At 45.1% G+C, this 17,263-nt stretch carries 18 protein-coding genes; 13 read left to right on the top strand and 5 right to left on the bottom strand.

Features of this window, described 5'->3' with window-relative positions:
• Positions 1-31: 31 nt before the first annotated feature.
• From RRU94_RS21450 to RRU94_RS21430, 5 genes are all read left to right on the top strand, one after another.
• Positions 32-1,210: a DUF418 domain-containing protein gene (locus RRU94_RS21450; protein ID WP_315692904.1), complete on the top strand. Its 1,179-nt coding sequence runs from the start codon at positions 32-34 to the stop codon at positions 1,208-1,210.
• Positions 1,207-2,067 carry a fumarylacetoacetate hydrolase family protein gene (locus tag RRU94_RS21445; RefSeq protein WP_315692903.1) on the top strand — a complete coding sequence of 287 codons (861 nt, stop codon included), beginning with the start codon at positions 1,207-1,209 and terminating at the stop codon, positions 2,065-2,067. The genes RRU94_RS21450 and RRU94_RS21445 overlap by 4 nt, the downstream gene beginning before the upstream one ends.
• Before the next feature lie 37 nt (positions 2,068-2,104).
• Positions 2,105-2,452: a YisL family protein gene (locus RRU94_RS21440; protein ID WP_242232385.1), complete on the top strand. Its 348-nt coding sequence runs from the start codon at positions 2,105-2,107 to the stop codon at positions 2,450-2,452.
• A gap of 75 nt (positions 2,453-2,527) precedes the next feature.
• The gene (locus RRU94_RS21435) at positions 2,528-2,674 is read left to right on the top strand and encodes a hypothetical protein (protein ID WP_315692902.1); all 147 of its coding nucleotides are present in this window, start codon (positions 2,528-2,530) and stop codon (positions 2,672-2,674) included.
• A gap of 346 nt (positions 2,675-3,020) precedes the next feature.
• Positions 3,021-4,517, top strand: a complete 1,497-nt coding sequence (locus RRU94_RS21430; RefSeq protein WP_315692901.1) for an alpha-amylase family glycosyl hydrolase — start codon at positions 3,021-3,023, stop codon at positions 4,515-4,517.
• Positions 4,518-4,555: 38 nt separating this feature from the next.
• On the opposite strand, the gene RRU94_RS21425 is transcribed toward RRU94_RS21430, so the two are convergent.
• Entirely contained in the window at positions 4,556-5,374 is an 819-nt protein-coding gene (locus RRU94_RS21425; protein WP_315692900.1) for a Cof-type HAD-IIB family hydrolase, read from the bottom strand.
• A 144-nt stretch (positions 5,375-5,518) separates the two neighbouring features.
• On the opposite strand from RRU94_RS21425, the gene RRU94_RS21420 reads away from it, so the two are divergent.
• The gene (locus RRU94_RS21420) at positions 5,519-5,827 is read left to right on the top strand and encodes a metal-sulfur cluster assembly factor (protein ID WP_315692898.1); all 309 of its coding nucleotides are present in this window, start codon (positions 5,519-5,521) and stop codon (positions 5,825-5,827) included.
• A gap of 259 nt (positions 5,828-6,086) precedes the next feature.
• Here RRU94_RS21420 and RRU94_RS21415 read toward each other — a convergent pair whose 3' ends face one another.
• Positions 6,087-6,779, bottom strand: coding sequence for a Crp/Fnr family transcriptional regulator (locus tag RRU94_RS21415; RefSeq protein ID WP_315692897.1), 693 nt, complete (start codon positions 6,777-6,779; stop codon positions 6,087-6,089).
• 248 nt (positions 6,780-7,027) lie between these two features.
• Between RRU94_RS21415 and clpB the strand changes: the two genes are divergently transcribed.
• The gene (gene clpB, locus RRU94_RS21410; protein WP_315692896.1) at positions 7,028-9,610 is read left to right on the top strand and encodes an ATP-dependent chaperone ClpB; all 2,583 of its coding nucleotides are present in this window, start codon (positions 7,028-7,030) and stop codon (positions 9,608-9,610) included.
• 220 nt (positions 9,611-9,830) lie between these two features.
• On the opposite strand, the gene RRU94_RS21405 is transcribed toward clpB, so the two are convergent.
• Positions 9,831-10,013: a ComZ family protein gene (locus RRU94_RS21405; RefSeq protein ID WP_242232378.1), complete on the bottom strand. Its 183-nt coding sequence runs from the start codon at positions 10,011-10,013 to the stop codon at positions 9,831-9,833.
• 158 nt (positions 10,014-10,171) lie between these two features.
• Between RRU94_RS21405 and RRU94_RS21400 the strand changes: the two genes are divergently transcribed.
• The 5 genes from RRU94_RS21400 (at position 10,172) to RRU94_RS21380 (ending at position 13,770) form a co-directional block, all read left to right on the top strand.
• Positions 10,172-10,354 carry a YjzD family protein gene (locus RRU94_RS21400; RefSeq protein ID WP_315692895.1) on the top strand — a complete coding sequence of 61 codons (183 nt, stop codon included), beginning with the start codon at positions 10,172-10,174 and terminating at the stop codon, positions 10,352-10,354.
• Positions 10,355-10,499: 145 nt separating this feature from the next.
• Complete coding sequence (locus tag RRU94_RS21395; protein WP_315692894.1) at positions 10,500-11,432, top strand: beta-ketoacyl-ACP synthase III; 933 nt, start codon at positions 10,500-10,502, stop codon at positions 11,430-11,432.
• 27 nt (positions 11,433-11,459) lie between these two features.
• Positions 11,460-12,701 (top strand): beta-ketoacyl-ACP synthase II, encoded by a 1,242-nt coding sequence (fabF, locus tag RRU94_RS21390; RefSeq protein WP_315692893.1) that lies wholly within the window; start codon positions 11,460-11,462, stop codon positions 12,699-12,701.
• Between the two features lie 77 nt (positions 12,702-12,778).
• A complete protein-coding gene (locus tag RRU94_RS21385) occupies positions 12,779-12,967 on the top strand; it encodes a YuzI family membrane protein (protein WP_242232374.1) in 189 nt (62 codons plus the stop codon).
• A 56-nt stretch (positions 12,968-13,023) separates the two neighbouring features.
• Positions 13,024-13,770 carry a DUF3603 family protein gene (locus RRU94_RS21380; RefSeq protein WP_315692892.1) on the top strand — a complete coding sequence of 249 codons (747 nt, stop codon included), beginning with the start codon at positions 13,024-13,026 and terminating at the stop codon, positions 13,768-13,770.
• 30 nt (positions 13,771-13,800) lie between these two features.
• Here the strand turns inward: RRU94_RS21380 and trpS are convergent, their stop codons facing one another.
• Complete coding sequence (gene trpS / locus RRU94_RS21375) at positions 13,801-14,790, bottom strand: tryptophan--tRNA ligase (protein ID WP_315692891.1); 990 nt, start codon at positions 14,788-14,790, stop codon at positions 13,801-13,803.
• A 66-nt stretch (positions 14,791-14,856) separates the two neighbouring features.
• A complete protein-coding gene (locus tag RRU94_RS21370; protein WP_315692890.1) occupies positions 14,857-15,231 on the bottom strand; it encodes a DUF3899 domain-containing protein in 375 nt (124 codons plus the stop codon).
• Positions 15,232-15,577: 346 nt separating this feature from the next.
• Here RRU94_RS21370 and RRU94_RS21365 point away from each other — a divergent pair, with 346 nt between their 5' ends.
• Entirely contained in the window at positions 15,578-17,233 is a 1,656-nt protein-coding gene (locus RRU94_RS21365; RefSeq protein ID WP_315692889.1) for a peptide ABC transporter substrate-binding protein, read from the top strand.
• The last annotated feature ends 30 nt before the right edge of the window (positions 17,234-17,263 follow it).

The raw sequence follows: 17,263 nt of genomic DNA, 5'->3' as shown, positions 1-17,263 counted from the left end.
AAGTAATCATAAAAGGAAAGGGTGTGATTGGTTGCAGTCTGTAAAGCAGAATGAAACGGCGCGGATTGCGTCCATCGATATTTTGAGAGGTATTTCTCTTTTCGGTATTTTCCTTGTGAATATGCTGTCGTTTCATTCTCCTTATTTTTATTACAACCCGTATGAATGGTGGGAAGCCCCTCAGGATAAACTGGCGTTTTCCTGGATTGACGTGCTTGTGCAGGCGAGCTTTTATCCAATTTTTGCGGCTATGTTTGGATTCGGCGCAGCTATGCAGCATGAAAAAGCGCTCGAGAGAACGGGGACATTTGCCTGGACAGGCGTGCGGCGTTTTTCGTTTTTGCTTGTTTTAGGCATTGCTCACGCTATCTTTATTTGGCCGGGGGACATTTTGTTTATTTACGCAGTATGCGGCTTTTTGCTTTTGTTTTTTCTGCGTTTTTCCGCAGGAACGCTTCTTCGAATGGGGCTTATTCTCCTGCTTGTACCAGCTGTTTTGTTCAGCGTGCTTCTTTTTGTATCTGCCGAGTCTGATCCGTATAATGCCTTGTTTTGGACGGATATTACCTCTGTTTCCGATTCGATTGCAGCCTATGGAAGCGGGTCGTACGCAGAGGTAACAGAGCAGCGTATTCACGATTGGACGAACAATAACATTTTTGACGGCGCCTTTGGATTTCAGACAATAACGATTTTTCCATTTTTACTCATTGGCGCGGGTGTATACAAGCAGCGCCTTATCCAAAAATGGGCCGCTCATCCGAAAAAAACATTTCGGATGTTTGCACTTTTTTTCGGAGCAGGGCTCCTGCTTAAAGGTGTTCCGCACCTGCTCGGTCCAAGTCATATAGCGTATATGTATGTGCAGGATTCTCTTGGAGGCCCGGTACTTGCGGCTTCTTATGCGGTGCTCGTTGTTTATTTGTGTACCTTAACTCGTCCGTCCAAGCTGCTTTTGCCCTTTGCACAGGCCGGTAAAATGTCGCTGACCAACTATTTGATGCAGTCGGTGATCGGTTCGCTTTTGTTTTATGCATATGGTCTCGGTTTTTACGGACAGGTTACGGTCACGACAGGCATTTTGCTTTGCGTCACTGTTTTTGCCCTGCAAGTAATGGTTTCCGGGCTGTGGCTGAGCCGGTTTCAGCGCGGACCGATGGAAGCTATCTGGCGGTTTGTTACTTACGGAAAAAAGGGGATGAGAAAATGAAGTGGATGAGCTTTAAACATGAGGGAAAAGAAAAGTACGGTTTTTATTTGGCAGAAAAACAGGCAGTAGCTGCTGTTTCAGATATAGATGGTGCCCCAATCACGCTGGCGGCTGCCATTGAAGAAGGACAGTTTTTAGCATCTGTCTGCCGTAATCCGGAATCCGTACCTTCCGTAGAAGAAGCATCTATTGAATGGCTGGCACCTATCCCGCGCCCGCTTAAAAATGTCATGTGCGTGGGGAAAAACTATCGGGATCATGCCATTGAAATGGGTGGAGAAGCAAGTGTACCGGAGCATCCGATGATTTTTACAAAAGCACCGACCGCAGTCAGTGCACATGGAGCACCTATTCCTGCTTATGATTCATTGACCGATTCATTGGATTATGAAGGAGAACTGGCTGTCATTATCGGCAGAAAAGGAAAAGAAATTGCTCGTGAAGAGGCATTTGACTATGTGTTTGGCTACACTGTGCTGAATGATATTACCGCACGCGATCTGCAAAGCCGCCATAAACAGTTTTTTATCGGTAAAAGCCTGGATGGCAGCTGCCCGATAGGACCCTGGATTGTGTCAAAAGATGAAATTGCGGATCCTCACAATTTAGCGATTCAAACAATAGTAAATGGGGAAATAAGACAGCAGTCCAACACTTCTCACTTTATTTTTCCTATTGATGAAGTGATTCATGTTCTTTCAAAAGGCATGACACTTGAGCCGGGCGATATTATCGCAACGGGAACACCGGCGGGAGTAGGGTTTGCGATGGAGCCGAAAGGTACATTGCAAAAAGGAGATACGATTGAAATTACAGTTGAGGGCGTTGGAACGTTGTCGAATACCGTTCAAGAGTAGTATGGTAGAATAAGAAAGAAAAAGGAGGGGATCTTTTATGGACTTTTTAACACAATCCACACACGTACATATTACAACGTGGGTCATTGCGCTCGTACTGTTTTTGATCGCAGTAAGAAAGCCATCAACCGGTGTACATATGGGGCTTCGCTTGTTTTATGTGCTGATTTTAATTACCGGCTTTGCGCTATTTACCACGTTCGACAGCTTGAATCCAGCCCTGTATGGCATCAAAATGCTTTTGGGCATAGTCACGATCGGATTAATGGAAATGACGCTCGTACGGAAGAAAAAAGGCAAAAAAAACGGCGGTGTTTTGGCCGGCGCGTTTATTGTGCTTGTTCTGACGGTTATTTTAGGTTTTGCCCTCCCAGGCATTGCTTAATAAAAGAGCCCTGGAAAGAGCTGCGTGCAAAAAGCGCAGCTTTTTTTGTTATAATGACGAAAAGGAGGCGTCTTTGTGTTTCCCGTGATTTTATGGATTCTTGTTTTTGTTTCGTTTTTTGTGTCAGTGCAGACTGTTTCAGTTTATATGAAAAAAGCCGGCCCGCAGGAAGCAAGTGAATTAGTGCCAATAGAAGAAAAAGAGGATTCACCTCGCCGATAACCGTCATTCCCGTAAAGGAGCGACGGTTATTTTTTATATACATATCGAAAGCTGCGCCCAATCTGACACTTGTGTATATTTTTTGCATAATATTTGTTCATATAAAAGAGAGGATGAGGTTTATACCAAAAAGAATCGCAGTTGTTGGAACGGGGCCAGGCGGGCTTGCTTTAGCTGTATATATAGTTTCCTGTTTTAAGAAAAAGAAATTCTCGCGTTTATTTCATAAACAGCGGGTATGGAACCGTGTCGTTTTCTTGAACAATCTCTGCTTTCATTGACGTCATGGGGGAAAAAGCGTACTCTAAATGAGGATGGGACATTTTGGCGCAGGGGGAAACGAGCAGTGAGAAAACGATTTCTTTCACTTATCATTCCGCTTCTTCTTTTATCTGGAGGTATGGTATCTGCCGAAGAAAAGAAGGAAGGCTGGCAGGATGAAACGATGTATTTTTTAATGACGGACCGGTTTATGAACGGAGATCGTTCAAATGATAAACAAACGAATAATGATGATGCATCTGCTTACCAGGGCGGTGACTTTAAAGGAATTCAAGATCAGCTTGATTATGTAAAAGGGCTGGGCATGACGTCAATCGTGATTTCACCTGTGTTTGAAAACGAAGCAGGTGCTTACCATGGCTACAGCATAACGGACTACACAAAGCTAAACACGCAATTTGGCAATGAGCAGCAGTTAAAAGAACTCGTTGACAGTGCACATAAACAAAATATTCGTGTTTTAGTGGATTTTCCGGCTGTACGTGTAAGCACAAAGCACGTATGGCTAAGTGAAGCCGGCAAAGAGAATTGGTTTACAAATGTCTCTGTTTTGCAGAAGCCGGACTGGCTTGGCGAAATGGCTCTTTTAAACACAGAGAATCCAGATGTACAGGCGGCGCTCGTAGAAGCAGCTGTGAAGCTGGCCGGCCGGACCGGTATTGATGGGTATTTTTTCAGCAATGCTTCCGCAGCAAAGCCTGCTTTTTGGAATGCTTTTCATGAAGCTATGCCTAATTTGCACTTAATAGGAGAAATGACGGAAACCACCATACAGGGAGCCGCCGCTTATGAAAAAGCCGGGCTTGATGCGGTGACTTCTTCCTGGACGCAGGAGCCGTTGCGCAAGCAGTTTGCGACAGTAGACCGCTCTTCGAATGTGGTAGAAGAGCTCCTTCTCCAGGAAGAAAACGTACTGGAGCATCCGTTGGAAACGGTTCATTTAACGGACTCTGTCGTAACAGATCGATTTACAAGGGATATGGCGGAAGAAAACATGTTTCCGGGCACACGCTGGCGGATGGCACTTACGTATTTGTACACATCTCCTGGAACTCCAGCAGTTTTTTATGGATCGGAAATCGCGCAAAACGGAGAAACCGGCCCGGACGCGCACGGACTGATGAATTTCCGTACCGATCAGGAGCTGGTGGATTATATCAAGCAGATCGCAGCCTTACGCCAGAAACTCCCGGCGCTTAGACGTGGTTCCTATGAGCCGATTTTTAATCGGAACGGCATGACGGTGTTTAAGCGGCAATACGAGGATGAAAGAGTTGTGGTGGCAATCAATAACACAGGCGAAACACAAAGCATTGCGATTCCAGCTTCTAAACTGGATGAGAACAAAGAGCTGAGAGGATTGCTTGCCGGTGACATGTCGCGTGCGGCAGATGGGGAATTTACCATTATTCTTGACCGTGAGGAAGCGGAAATTTATGCACTGGCGGAGAAAACCGGCATAAATTACGCCTTTATTGCGGCTATGTCAGCGGTCTGGATTATCTTTGTTTTGTTTCTTTATGTGGTATGGAAGCGCGGCAAAAGGGCAGCTCAATCGTAAAAAAAGGCCTCTCAGCAAATTTGCTGAGAGGCCTTTTTTTATGCGAACGTTTTTAAGGATAAGCGCTCTTCCAGGAAAACCGCAATGCCGTCTTCTTCGTTTGAAGCGGTAATGTCATTGGCGATCGATTTCAAGGCATCAATACCGTTGCTCATCGCTACACCTGTGCCGGCGTAATCAATCATCTCAAGATCATTATCTTCATCACCAAATGCAATAATCCGGTCCGGCGGGATGCCGATCCAGTCTGATACACGCTTTAAGCCGACTGCTTTGCTTAAGCCGCTTTTGACAATTTCAATCACATGCCACGGAGCGGCCCAGCGGCGGTGGTCAATCACTTCTGCGTGCACATCGCTTAAATGGCGGCGGATAGCCGGTACCTGCTCTTCTGTTGCATGAATCAGCATGCTTGTTGGATGATCGGTCAGCTTTTGGCGCAGGTCACCTGTTGTGACTGCAGGATTGCCCATGTTAAAAACATCAATAAGCTTTTCATCATGATAATGAAAATAAACGTTATCGAGCACTTCTGCAATAATATTGTAAAAGTCAAAATCATGGCATGCTTCAACGATATCAATGGCGGTTTTTAACTCCATCGGTTCGTGAAAGAAGCCCCATTTTTGATTGCCGGGATGATGAACAAAGGCGCCGTTAAAATTGACAATTGGTGTTGTTAATCCGAGCTCCGCATAATAAGGAGCGCTTGAGCGGAACGGGCGGCCTGTGGCAATCATTACTTCATGCCCGTGCTCCATCGCTTTTTGAAGGGTGCGTTTTGTGCGGGGGGAAATGGTTTTTTGATCCGTTAATAACGTACCATCGAGGTCTAACACGATTAAATGCTTTTCCATATAGGCGAGTCACTCCTTTGTCGGTTCTGCTTTCAGTGTAGAGGGTTGGGGCGACGTTTGCAAAGAAACAGGCTTTTTACTCATCATTCGAAGAAATGTCTGTTATGATAAAGCTATACGCATACATTGAAAGGAGTGTTTTACATGGATCAGGATTTAAAAGAAAATATTATGGGTGCGCTTGAACAGGTTGTTGACCCGGAGCTGGGCATTGATATTGTGAATCTCGGGCTTGTGTACGATGTAGATATGGATGAAGCCGGAAAAACAACGGTTACGATGACGTTAACATCAATGGGATGCCCGCTTGCCGGCGTGATCGTTGACCAGGTAAAAGCAGCGCTTTCTGAAATTCCAGAAGTAACGGACGTTGAAACAAATATCGTCTGGACGCCAGTTTGGTCACGTGATATGATGTCACGCTACGCGAAAATCGCTTTAGGCATTCAGTAAAAAAGAAGGTTCCATTATGGAGCCTTCTGAGACTGACGACTTTGTCGTCAGTCTTTTTTTATGAAAACTCTCACTGCCGAAATCAGGCAGCAGACTTTTCGGGAAACATCGCTTCTTAAAAAGAGCCGTGCGCTCGCCGCCTTATCGGCTCTTATTTGAACCTCCCAACTCCTTGCATGAAAAAGAAATAAAGAGGTTCTTTGGCAAAAGATTTTACTTGTCTGCAATCTGAAAAGGTTCTGTTATAAAACCTTCTTTTTTAATCGATTTGGCAAATATCAATCGGACAATTTTCACAGTTGATTCCGCGTTTTAAATAATCAAGATCACAAAGTGTAATCTGGTTTCGTTTCATTTTAATGACGCCTTCTTTTTTCAGCTGTGCGAGAAGGCGGTTAACAACTTCCCGGGATGTTCCGCATAAATTGGCCATTTCCTGATTGGTCAAGGGTACATCAAGAAAAAGGCCGTCTTCTGTTTGTTTGCCAAACGTATTTCCCATCCGGATGAGAGTAGAATAAACACCGCCTTTTTTCCCGTTCAGTACGAGATCACGCAGCTTGGACTGAGTCCGCAAATGCTCAGTTTGCGTGTAACGGAGCCAGTAAACCATCAATTCCGGCTTTGAGGACAAAAGTTTTTCTAAAAAACGGCGTGGAACCGTCCAGGCTTCCCCATATTCCAGTGCTTTTGCATTCATCATATAAACAGCTTCTTCTTCAAACAGGGTCATTTCGATAAGCATGTCCTGTTTTTTTGATACGCGGATCGTCAGCTCGCGCCCATCCGGCACAATCTTGCCCACTTGTACTTTTCCAGAGCGAAGCCAGAAAATATCATCAGCGGGCTCACCCTCTTGGAAAAGATAGGCTCCTTTTTGAAAAGAACGTACTTTCCGCTCTTCTGTAAATAACTGCTCTAGTGCTTGTGCAAGAGCGGGTTCAAACGCCACGGTATTCACCTCTTTTTCTACTATTTTAACGGGAAAAACAGGATGTTACAACGTTTCAACCTGATTCTGTATTCTTTAAGAGAGGAAACTTTTATTCAAAAAGAAAGCCAGAAAAAGGGTAAACTTGGATGGAGCTTGTTTGTCTGGCAGTAAATACGCTTCTTTCATGCCGTTTTCTTTGCGTAAAAGGGAAGGATATTTTAAAATAAAACAAAAGGTCAAAAAAGGTCAAGGGGGTTTTTAAGCATATGAACATGGAACAAATGACGTATACAATGCAGGAAGCACTGGCAGCTGCCCAGCAGAGCGCGGTTGAACGAAACCATTCAGACGTGGATACCGTACATATGCTGACAGCGCTGCTTTCAAAAGAAGACGGCCTGTTCAGCCGCATTTTTGAACGCGCCGGCCTATCAAAAGCCGCCTTCCTTAAGTTTGTCCAAAAGGAAATTCAGCTAAAGCCTGCTGTGTCAGGAAACGTGCAATACGGTGCTTACTTGTCAGGCGGGCTGAACACATGGTTTCAACGAGCGGCTGAGATACAAAAAAAGTGGGAAGATGCATACTTATCGGTTGAACATATGGCCGCTGCCATCTTTTCGGCCGGTACGAAAACAGCCGATTTTATGAAGCAGGAAAACGTGCCAGAGAACGCCGTTTTGGAGGCTATTCATGAAATAAGGGGGAATGAAAAAGTGACAACACAAAATCCGGAATCAGGTTACGAAGCATTAGCAAAATACGGACGGGATCTGGTTGAAGAAGTCCGGGCAGGAAAAATCGACCCGGTGATCGGACGGGATGAGGAAATTCGCCATGTGATCCGTATTTTGTCGCGGAAAACAAAAAACAATCCCGTATTGATCGGTGAGCCGGGCACAGGAAAAACGGCGATCGTTGAAGGGCTTGCCTGGCGGATCGTCCGTAAAGACGTGCCGGATGGCTTAAAAGACAAAACTATTTTTTCACTCGATATGAGCTCACTCATTGCCGGCGCGAAATTTCGCGGGGAATTTGAAGAGCGGCTGAAAGCGGTCTTGAATGAAGTGAAAAAAAGCGAGGGACGCATTCTCCTGTTTATTGACGAAATTCATACCATTGTCGGTGCAGGTAAAACAGAAGGGTCGATGGATGCCGGCAATATGCTGAAGCCGATGCTTGCGCGGGGAGAGCTGCACTGTATCGGTGCCACTACATTGGATGAACACCGCCAATATATTGAAAAAGACCCGGCTTTAGAGCGCCGGTTTCAGCCCGTACTCGTCTCTGAACCAACCATTGAAGATGCGATTTCCATCTTGCGCGGCTTAAAAGAGCGGTTTGAAATTCATCACGGTGTAAATATTCATGACCGGGCGCTTGTAGCCGCGGCAACATTATCAAATCGATATATTACGGACCGCTTTTTGCCTGACAAAGCGATTGACCTGGTGGATGAGGCCTGCGCGATGATTCGGACCGAGATTGATTCTATGCCGTCTGAACTTGACGCCGTGATGCGCCGGGTTATGCAGCTTGAAATTGAAGAAGCGGCCCTTCAAAAAGAAAAAGACCGTGAAAGCGCAGCGCGTCTTGAGCAGATTCAAAGGGAACTGGCCGACTTAAAAGAGCAGGCTGATGCGATGAAGGCCCAGTGGATGAGTGAAAAAGAAGCCATTATGAGCGTCAAAGACAAGCGTGAGGAGCTCGACCGGCTTCGCCGCGAGCTTGAGGATGCAGAAAGCAGATATGATTTAAACCGGGCAGCCGAACTGCGCCACGGCCGAATTCCGGCAGTGGAAAAAGAGCTGGCTGCCCTTGAATCGGCGGCTTCGTCTGAAAAAGACGACCGTCTGCTGCGAGAAGAAGTAACAGAAGAAGAAATTGCTTCTATCGTCGCCCGGTGGACCGGCATTCCGGTAACAAAGCTTGTGGAAGGAGAGCGTGAGAAACTGCTTCGCCTTGAAGATATTCTGCACGAGCGGGTAATTGGCCAGGATGAAGCCGTGTCTCTTGTGAGCGATGCTGTTCTGCGGGCACGGGCAGGTATTAAAGATCCGAATCGGCCGATTGGTTCGTTTCTGTTTCTTGGTCCGACCGGCGTTGGAAAAACAGAACTTGCTAAAACGCTCGCCGATGTTTTATTCGACAGCGAGGACCAGATGATCCGCCTTGATATGTCTGAATATATGGAGAAGCATTCGGTGTCGAGACTTGTCGGTGCCCCTCCGGGATACGTTGGCTATGAAGAGGGCGGACAGCTTACCGAAGCGATCCGGCGCCGTCCATATTCTGTCGTGCTGCTTGATGAAGTGGAAAAAGCGCACCCAGATGTGTTTAATATTTTGCTGCAGATGCTTGATGACGGCCGCATTACAGATTCTCAAGGCCGCATGATTGACTGCAAAAACACAGTGGTCATTATGACTTCAAATATTGGTTCATCCTTCCTGCTTGAAGCGGGTGGAGAAGGAGAGATTGCAGAAGAAGCAAAAAACAATGTAATGGCGCAGCTGCGCAGCCATTTCCGTCCGGAATTTTTAAACCGGGTAGATGACATTGTTCTTTTCAAGCCGCTTACACGTGAAAACTTAAAAGGCATCGCCGGCAAAGTGCTTGAAGGGTTGGCGGAACGCCTGCTTGAGCGCGGTGTTACGCTTCAGATAACAGAAGCGGCAAAAGAGAAAATTGCAGAGGAAGGGTATGATCCTGTTTTCGGTGCGCGGCCGCTTAAGCGGTTTGTTCAGCGTAATATCGAGACGCAGGCAGCCCGGGCGATTATTGCTGGAACGGTTTTGCCAGGAACTGAAGCTGTCGTTGATGTAGTGAATGGCGAACTTGTTGTGAAATAAGATGAAGTGTCACCTTGCCTGAAGTGATAAGGGCCAAGGATGGCCGGAATATCTTTTTTGGGCTTTCGTGAACAAGAATATGTCCGGCGCATGCTGTGTTATGGCCATAAAAAAAAGGGCTTGTCTTATAAGCCGGTTTTCCGGCTTATAAGACGCCCTTTCTTTATGTTAAAAACATGAACATAGCCGCATTTCTACATTTTACATGCAGCGGATTTTTTTATTCTTCGAGCAAGGCTTCTTTTTTACCAAGATCGTAAGCTTCCTGCATGACTTTCATAAACAAGCCAAAAAACGGCTCTGCCATTGCAGGTGAAAACTCAATGCCGGCTTCCTGCATTTTCTGCTGGGCTTCCGGCAGGTATTTCATTGCGATTTGCATAAATTCCATATTTTTTTCCATTATAGGTTCTCCTTTTTTGGCTTCAGCCAGTTCTTTCCTTCATTTTATTCAATCTGCGCAAATCGTCAAGAAAAAGAAACACTTTTTGCGCCCACGAGCCGATAAATATGCTACTATTATGAACAGAGTACATAAAAAGAAGCAAAGGAGGCTGCCCTATGCAGTATATCATGATGTTCGTCTGGACATTCTTGCTATCTGAAATGGTCGTGTATGTAATATCTTCAATGAACGGAGCGCCATTTCACTTTGAAACAGGAGTTTTCGTTGCTGTTGTCCTGACCATTCTGCTTGTGATCGTGATCAAATTGATTCCAGACGAGCCAGTTGAAAAGCATTAAAATGAAAGCGGGTTCCCACTAGGCGGAATTCGCTTTTTCCTATTTAGGCGTTTTAGACGTTGCATTTAAGGGTGTTTTTCAGTAAAATTAGTACCAAGTCATAATAATTGCTATCACAATATGTGGTTGAAAGAAGGTGCGTTTTTTGAACGCTGGAATATGGGGAATGGGACGTTACATTCCGGATCAAGTGATTACAAACTTCGATCTTGAAAAAAGAATGGAGACTTCTGACGAATGGATTCGTACCCGCACAGGCATCGAGGAACGCCGCATTGGGGGAGATGAAGTCGGCACCGTCCATATGGCAGCAAAAGCAGCTCAAAAAGCCATTGAACATGCAGGCATTCATCCAGAAGAAATAGATTTGATTATTACAGCAACGGTTACACCGGACCACAGCTTTCCATCTGTTTCGTGTGAAATTCAGCACGAAATTGGGGCAGTCAATGCAGCCGCTATGGATATTAGTGCTGCATGTGCCGGGTTTATGTATGGTATCATTACGGGAAAACAGTTTATCGAAACAGGTGCATACAAACATGTACTCGTTATTGGCGCAGAAAAGCTGTCGAATTTGATTGACTGGGAAGATCGGAATACCGCTGTGCTGTTTGGAGACGGGGCAGGAGCTGCTGTTCTTGGACCGGTATCAGAAGGGCGCGGAATTTTATCTTTTGAGCTTGGAGCTGATGGACGCGGCGGGAAGCACTTGTATGAAGACAAATATGTTAAAATGAATGGCCGTGAAGTGTTTAAATTTGCCGTTCGCCAAATGGGAGAATCCTCTATAAGTGTAATTGAAAAAGCGGGTCTTCAAAAAGAGGACGTTGATTTTCTTATGCCGCATCAAGCCAATATCCGTATCATGGAATCGGCACGGGAGCGCCTTGGACTGCCTCCGGAAAAAATGTCTGTAACCGTGAACCAGTTTGGCAATACATCATCTGCATCCATTCCGCTCACAATGGTAGAAGAGCTTGAAAACGGGCGAGTAAAAGATGACGATGTGATTGTCATGGTCGGTTTCGGGGGAGGATTAACGTGGGGCGCCATCGCAATGAGATGGGGACGTTAACAGCAATTTAATAAAGAGGTGAAAAATGTGGAAAAACGAAGAGTAGTGATTACCGGTCTAGGCATTGTTTCACCGGTTGGAAATACAGTAGAAGAAGCTTGGAGTAGTATTACAGCAGGAAAAAGCGGCATTAAGCCGATGACCCGCCTGAATGCAGATGACTATCCCGCTAAAGTGGCGGCTGAAATCCGTGATTTTGAGCCGGAGCAGTTTATAGAAAAAAAAGAAGCACGCAAAATGGATCGCTTTACACAATTTGCCGTTGCAGCGGCTAAAATGGCGGTAGCAGATGCGAAGCTCGAAATTACAGAGGAAAACGCGCCGCGTATCGGTGTCTGGGTCGGTTCCGGCATCGGCGGCATGGAAACGTTTGAAACACAGTATAAAACATTTTTAGAACGCGGCTACCGCCGGGTCAGCCCGTTTTTCGTCCCAATGATGATTCCGGATATGGCCGCGGGCCAAGTCTCGATTTACCTGGGAGCGAAAGGGGTAAACTCGTGTACCGTAACAGCTTGTGCAACAGGAACAAACTCCATTGGGGATGCCTTTAAAGTTATTCAGCGCGGCGATGCCGATGCGATGATTTCAGGCGGAACAGAAGCGCCGATTACGCAAATGTCGGTTGCAGGATTTTGTGCGAACACAGCGCTGTCCACAAATCCAGATCCGGCTACAGCAAGCCGGCCGTTTGATGCTGAACGCGACGGATTTGTAATCGGTGAAGGGGCAGGTATTGTGGTCCTCGAGGAATTAGAGCATGCAAAAGCCCGCGGCGCTCACATTTATGCTGAGATTGTCGGCTATGGTTCAACCGGCGATGCTCACCATATTACAGCACCGGCACCGGAAGGAGAAGGCGGTTCTCGTGCCATGAAAATGGCGCTTGATGATGCAGGTCTTGCCCCGTCTGATATCGACTATATCAATGCACATGGAACAAGCACGCCGTACAACGATAAGTTTGAAACAGCGGCGATTAAAACCGTTTTTGGCGATCATGCCAAACAATTGGCCGTTTCTTCAACAAAATCAATGACGGGCCACCTGCTTGGTGCGGCTGGCGGTGTTGAAGCCATTTTTACTGCGCTTGCCATTCAGGAAAACACACTTCCGCCAACAATCAATCTGCAAAACCCGGATCCGGAATGTGACCTTGATTATGTGCCGAACGAAGCACGTCAAAGTGAAGTCCGCGCAGCGATGAGCAACTCGCTTGGATTCGGCGGACATAACGCGACAATTGTGCTGAAACAATACAACGATTAAAAAAAACAGGCTCCGGCCTGTTTTTTTTTGCTCATTTTTGCATATACATGAAGGACAAGCAGCGGGGGCGTGATAGAATGAAACTCGTTCTTTTTTTAACCGGCTTTGGCCTGGCCGTAGCAGGCGGGATTAGTTTTATTATGTATTTGAATTTACTTGCTGCAGGCATGACATGGCCTGAATACATTTCCTTTACGATTCGCCGGCCGGAATGCTATTTATTTTTCGTCGGCTGGCTGCTCATGTTTTTCGGTTTTATTGAATAAAGTAACAAAAACGTGTCGATAATGAACCCATAAAACGGTAATCAAGGAGGAATTTGATGCTGTACCTTCATGATGTGTGGGTGAACTGGTTTGAGGGAGAAGAAAATGGATGCAATGTATGCCCGTATCACGAATGGCGTAAAGACGACGGGATGATGCTGCTTGATCAAGTACCAGTTTTAATTTTACGTAAAAATGCAATGGATTTCTTTGAAAAAACTCTTTGTGAATTGCCGGAAGAGCTGCTGCAGAAAGTAGAAAGCAAAGCGTTTATCCGTAAAGGAAGCAAACGTGAAATGATGGAGTACTGCTTTATTGTTTCTGATGGAGACCGGACAATGGCTGTTGATACAAATGGATATCGGGTGCCAATTAAAAAAAGCCGCATTATGCCTCAGCATGAGTTAATTGTCCGGGAAATGGCCGACTGCCATCCGGCAGAACCGTTTTACTTCCCGGATATGGCTGAAAAAACATACAGCCTTTCAGAGCCGGCACCGGAATGGATGATTGGGTTAACAAGAAAAGAGCGGCAGTTAAAAACGCTTCTGTTAATGGCTGTTGATCAGCTTATTGAATCCGACCATGAGCCGGCATTGAAGTACTGGCTCACAGAGTGGAAGCCGGCAAAATATGAAATTATCCGGCAGATGGACTGGACATCCGCTGTGAAGATGTTTAGTGAATCAGTTGTGCTCGGCTGGACTTCTGCGCATGAACAGCTGTGTGCCCAGATGATTAAAGGGCGCCCGTTCTTCGAAAAAATGTATGAGCAGGAAATGAAAGTCGTAACAAGCAAATAAAAAACGTTCCGGTATAACCCGGAACGTTTTTTATTTGCGCTTGCGGCCGAGACCCATCGCATTTTCCATTTTTTTAAGCATTTTACCGGCTCTAAAACGGGCTTTTTCAGCGCCTTCGTCTAGGATCTGGTCTAGCTCATCAGACTCGATTAATGCATAGTAGCGTTCTTGAATCGGTGCTAAATGCTTGATGACAACATCGGCTGCTGCCTGTTTAAAGTCGCCATAGCCTTTACCGCTAAACTGCTGTTCAAGATCCGCAACTGAAATTCCTTCAAGTGCTGAGTAAATAGACAGAAGGTTTGAGATGCCAGGCTTGTTTTCTTTGTCGTATTTTACTACGCCTTCCGAATCGGTTACGGCACTTTTGATTTTTTTCTCAATTTGCTTCGGATCATCCAAAAGCGTGATAAATGCTTTTTGGTTTGGATCGGACTTACTCATTTTTTTCGTTGGTTCCTGCAGAGACATGACCCGTGCGCCTTCTTTCGGAATACGCACTTCGGGAATCGTGAAAATATCATTGTATTTTCGGTTAAACCGCTCCGCCAAATCACGTGTCAGCTCAAGGTGCTGCTTTTGGTCTTCGCCAACCGGTACCAGGTCGGTGCCGTAAAGCAGGATATCCGCTGCCATGAGAGGAGGATATGTGAGCAGTCCGGCTGATACTGCTTCTTTACCTGCAGATTTGTCTTTAAATTGTGTCATTCGCTCCAGCTCTCCGATGTAAGAGACACACTGAAGCATCCAGCCCGCCTGTGCATGAGCAGGCACTTCTGATTGAATAAATAGGGTTGCTTTAGAAGGATCAAGGCCTATAGCCACATAAAGTGCTGCCAGGCTGCGAATATTTTTGCGCAGCGCGAGGCGGTCCTGCTGAACGGTAATGGCATGCTGGTCTACAATACAAAAAAAGCAGTCATAGTCTTCCTGTAATTCGACAAACTGCCGCATAGCGCCGATATAATTACCCAATGTAACAGAGCCGCTAGGCTGAATGCCGGAAAAAATTGTTTTCATCATTAGTCCACTTCACTTCGTTTCATCTTGATATGTGTTCCATTATAAATAAAACAAACTGAATATTCAAGATGACAGGAAGTAAGAAGAAAGCAGGGTCAAAAGAGCAGCAGCACCTCCGGTTAAAAGAAGGGGAAGGGTCCATTTTGAAAATGTACGCTTTTTGTATTCTTCATGGGGTGCGCCCGTTTTGTCCAAGTCATCAAACCGTGCTGTATAAGAGCCTTCTTTTGAAGAGGTGCGCAGCTGTTTGAATCCAAAACTAATACCATTAAAAAATCCTTTTTCAAACACTAGCATGCTTGCCCCTATGATAAAGAAAAACAATCCGCCCATAAAAGCAGCATTTACAAAAGCGATCAGATGAGAAGGCTTCGTTAAACTGTAAAAAAGTGAACCTGCCAACAGAACAAAAGCTAAAAAAAATATTTTTTTTCCCATTTATGTTTACTCCTTCCGTAAATCAGGTAAAAAAGCATAAAGAATATGCTCGATTATAAATAAATCGTTTATGTTTCATTGTGTATATTATACAAAACATATTATATTTATAAAGCAATATAGTTAAAAATTACTATGGAAATGTAAGTGATTCATAGAATAAATTGAAGGGAAAGCGCTCTTTGGAGCGCTTTTTTTGTTTCACTAAACTATTAAATTTCTGTAATGGTTGTAAATAAAACGTAAATAAGTTATTGCAATAAAGTGAATTGACAGTATATAATATTAACAAATCTTCTGAATTCTTAGGAAGGTCAAAATATTATAAAAGGGGAGGCATTCATCTATGCACAAGAAAAAGCTTTCAATTTTCCTTGTTTTGATGCTTGCAGTCAGTGCAGTGCTCGCAGCTTGTAGCGGCGGCTCGTCCGATTCCGGTAACAGTGGTCAGACATCTGACGATGGCGGCGGGAAAGAAAATGTACTGAATCTATCAGAAACGCAGGATATCCCGAACATGGACTCTGCTCTCGCCACAGATACTGTTTCATTTGCTGTAATGGACAGTGTTATGGAAGGGCTTTATCGTCTCGGTGAAGGCGACAAAGCGGTAGAGGGGATGGCAGAAGGAGAGCCGCAAGTCAGCGAAGACGGCAAAACGTGGACAATAAAACTTCGGGACGCGAAATGGTCCAACGGTGAGCCTGTCACAGCCAATGATTTCGTTTATGCATGGCGTAAAGCATTAAATCCGGATACAGCTGCAGAGTATGCGTATATCATGTATGACTTGAAAAATGCACAGGCCGTCAATACCGGAAAAATGAAGCCGGAAGAATTGGGTGTAAAAGCCATCGATGAAAAAACGCTTGAAATCCAATTAGAGAATCCAGTTCCATATTTTAAAGAATTACTGACGTTCGCTACATTCCTTCCGCAAAATGAAGCGTTCGTGACGGAGCAGGGCGATCAATATGGACTTGAAGCCGATACAGTTCTTTACAACGGTCCTTTCACACTTGCTGAATGGAAGCATGAAGACCGTTTCGTAATGAAAAAGAATCCTGAATATTGGGATGCAGACACTGTAAAGCTTGAAACTATCAATACGAAAATCGTTAAAGACACACAGACAGATGTGAATTTATATGAAAGCGGCGAATTGGATCGCGTCAAGCTTTCATCTGAGTTTGTAGATAAATACAAAGAGCAGGAAGGCTTCCAGACCGTAAAAGAAGCATCTGTTTTCTTCCTCCGTTTAAATCAGACAACGAATGACGTCTTGAAAAACGTAGATGCACGCAAAGCGATCGCCATGGCTTATGACAAAACAGGCATTACAGATACACTGTTAAATAACGGTTCTGTACCGGCGGATTATTTTGTGCCGGCTGAGTTTGTTCAAGGCCCAGACGGAAAAGATTTCCGTGAAACGGCGGGTACGTATCTTGAAACCGATATTGATGCAGCTAAAGAGCATTGGGAAAAAGCTAAAAAAGCAATTGGACAGGATACGGTTGAGCTTGAGCTTTTAAGTTATGATGATGACTTGTCAAAGAAAGTAACAGAATATTTAAAAGAACAGCTTGAATCAAATCTTGAAGGTCTAACCGTAAATATTAAATTGCAGCCATTTAAACAAAAACTTGACCTTGAAACGGCGATGGATTATGAAATGTCTTTATCCGGATGGGGTCCTGACTATCCAGATCCAATGACGTACCTGGATATGTATGTAACAGAAGGCGCGCATAACCAGTCAGGTTATTCAAACCCACAAGTGGACAAGCTTGTTCAGCAAGCAAAAACAACACTTCTAACGGACGAACAGGCGCGTTGGGATGCTCTTGTTGAAGTTGAAAAATTGATGCTTGAAGACGCAGCTATTGCGCCGATTTATCAGCGTGCACGGGCTTATTTAACCAACCCGGATGTGGAGGGAATCGTCTATCACAAATTCGGACCAGATTACTCATTGAAATGGGCAGAGGTTACGCGTTAAGTAGGCAGAGGAGGGCAGGTGCAAGCGGGC

The sequence above is a fragment of the Domibacillus sp. DTU_2020_1001157_1_SI_ALB_TIR_016 genome, from assembly GCF_032341995.1.
Classification (GTDB): domain Bacteria; phylum Bacillota; class Bacilli; order Bacillales; family Domibacillaceae; genus Domibacillus; species Domibacillus indicus_A.
Note: the sequence above shows the minus strand (reverse complement) of the source record. Positions and strands in the feature narration are given on the sequence as shown.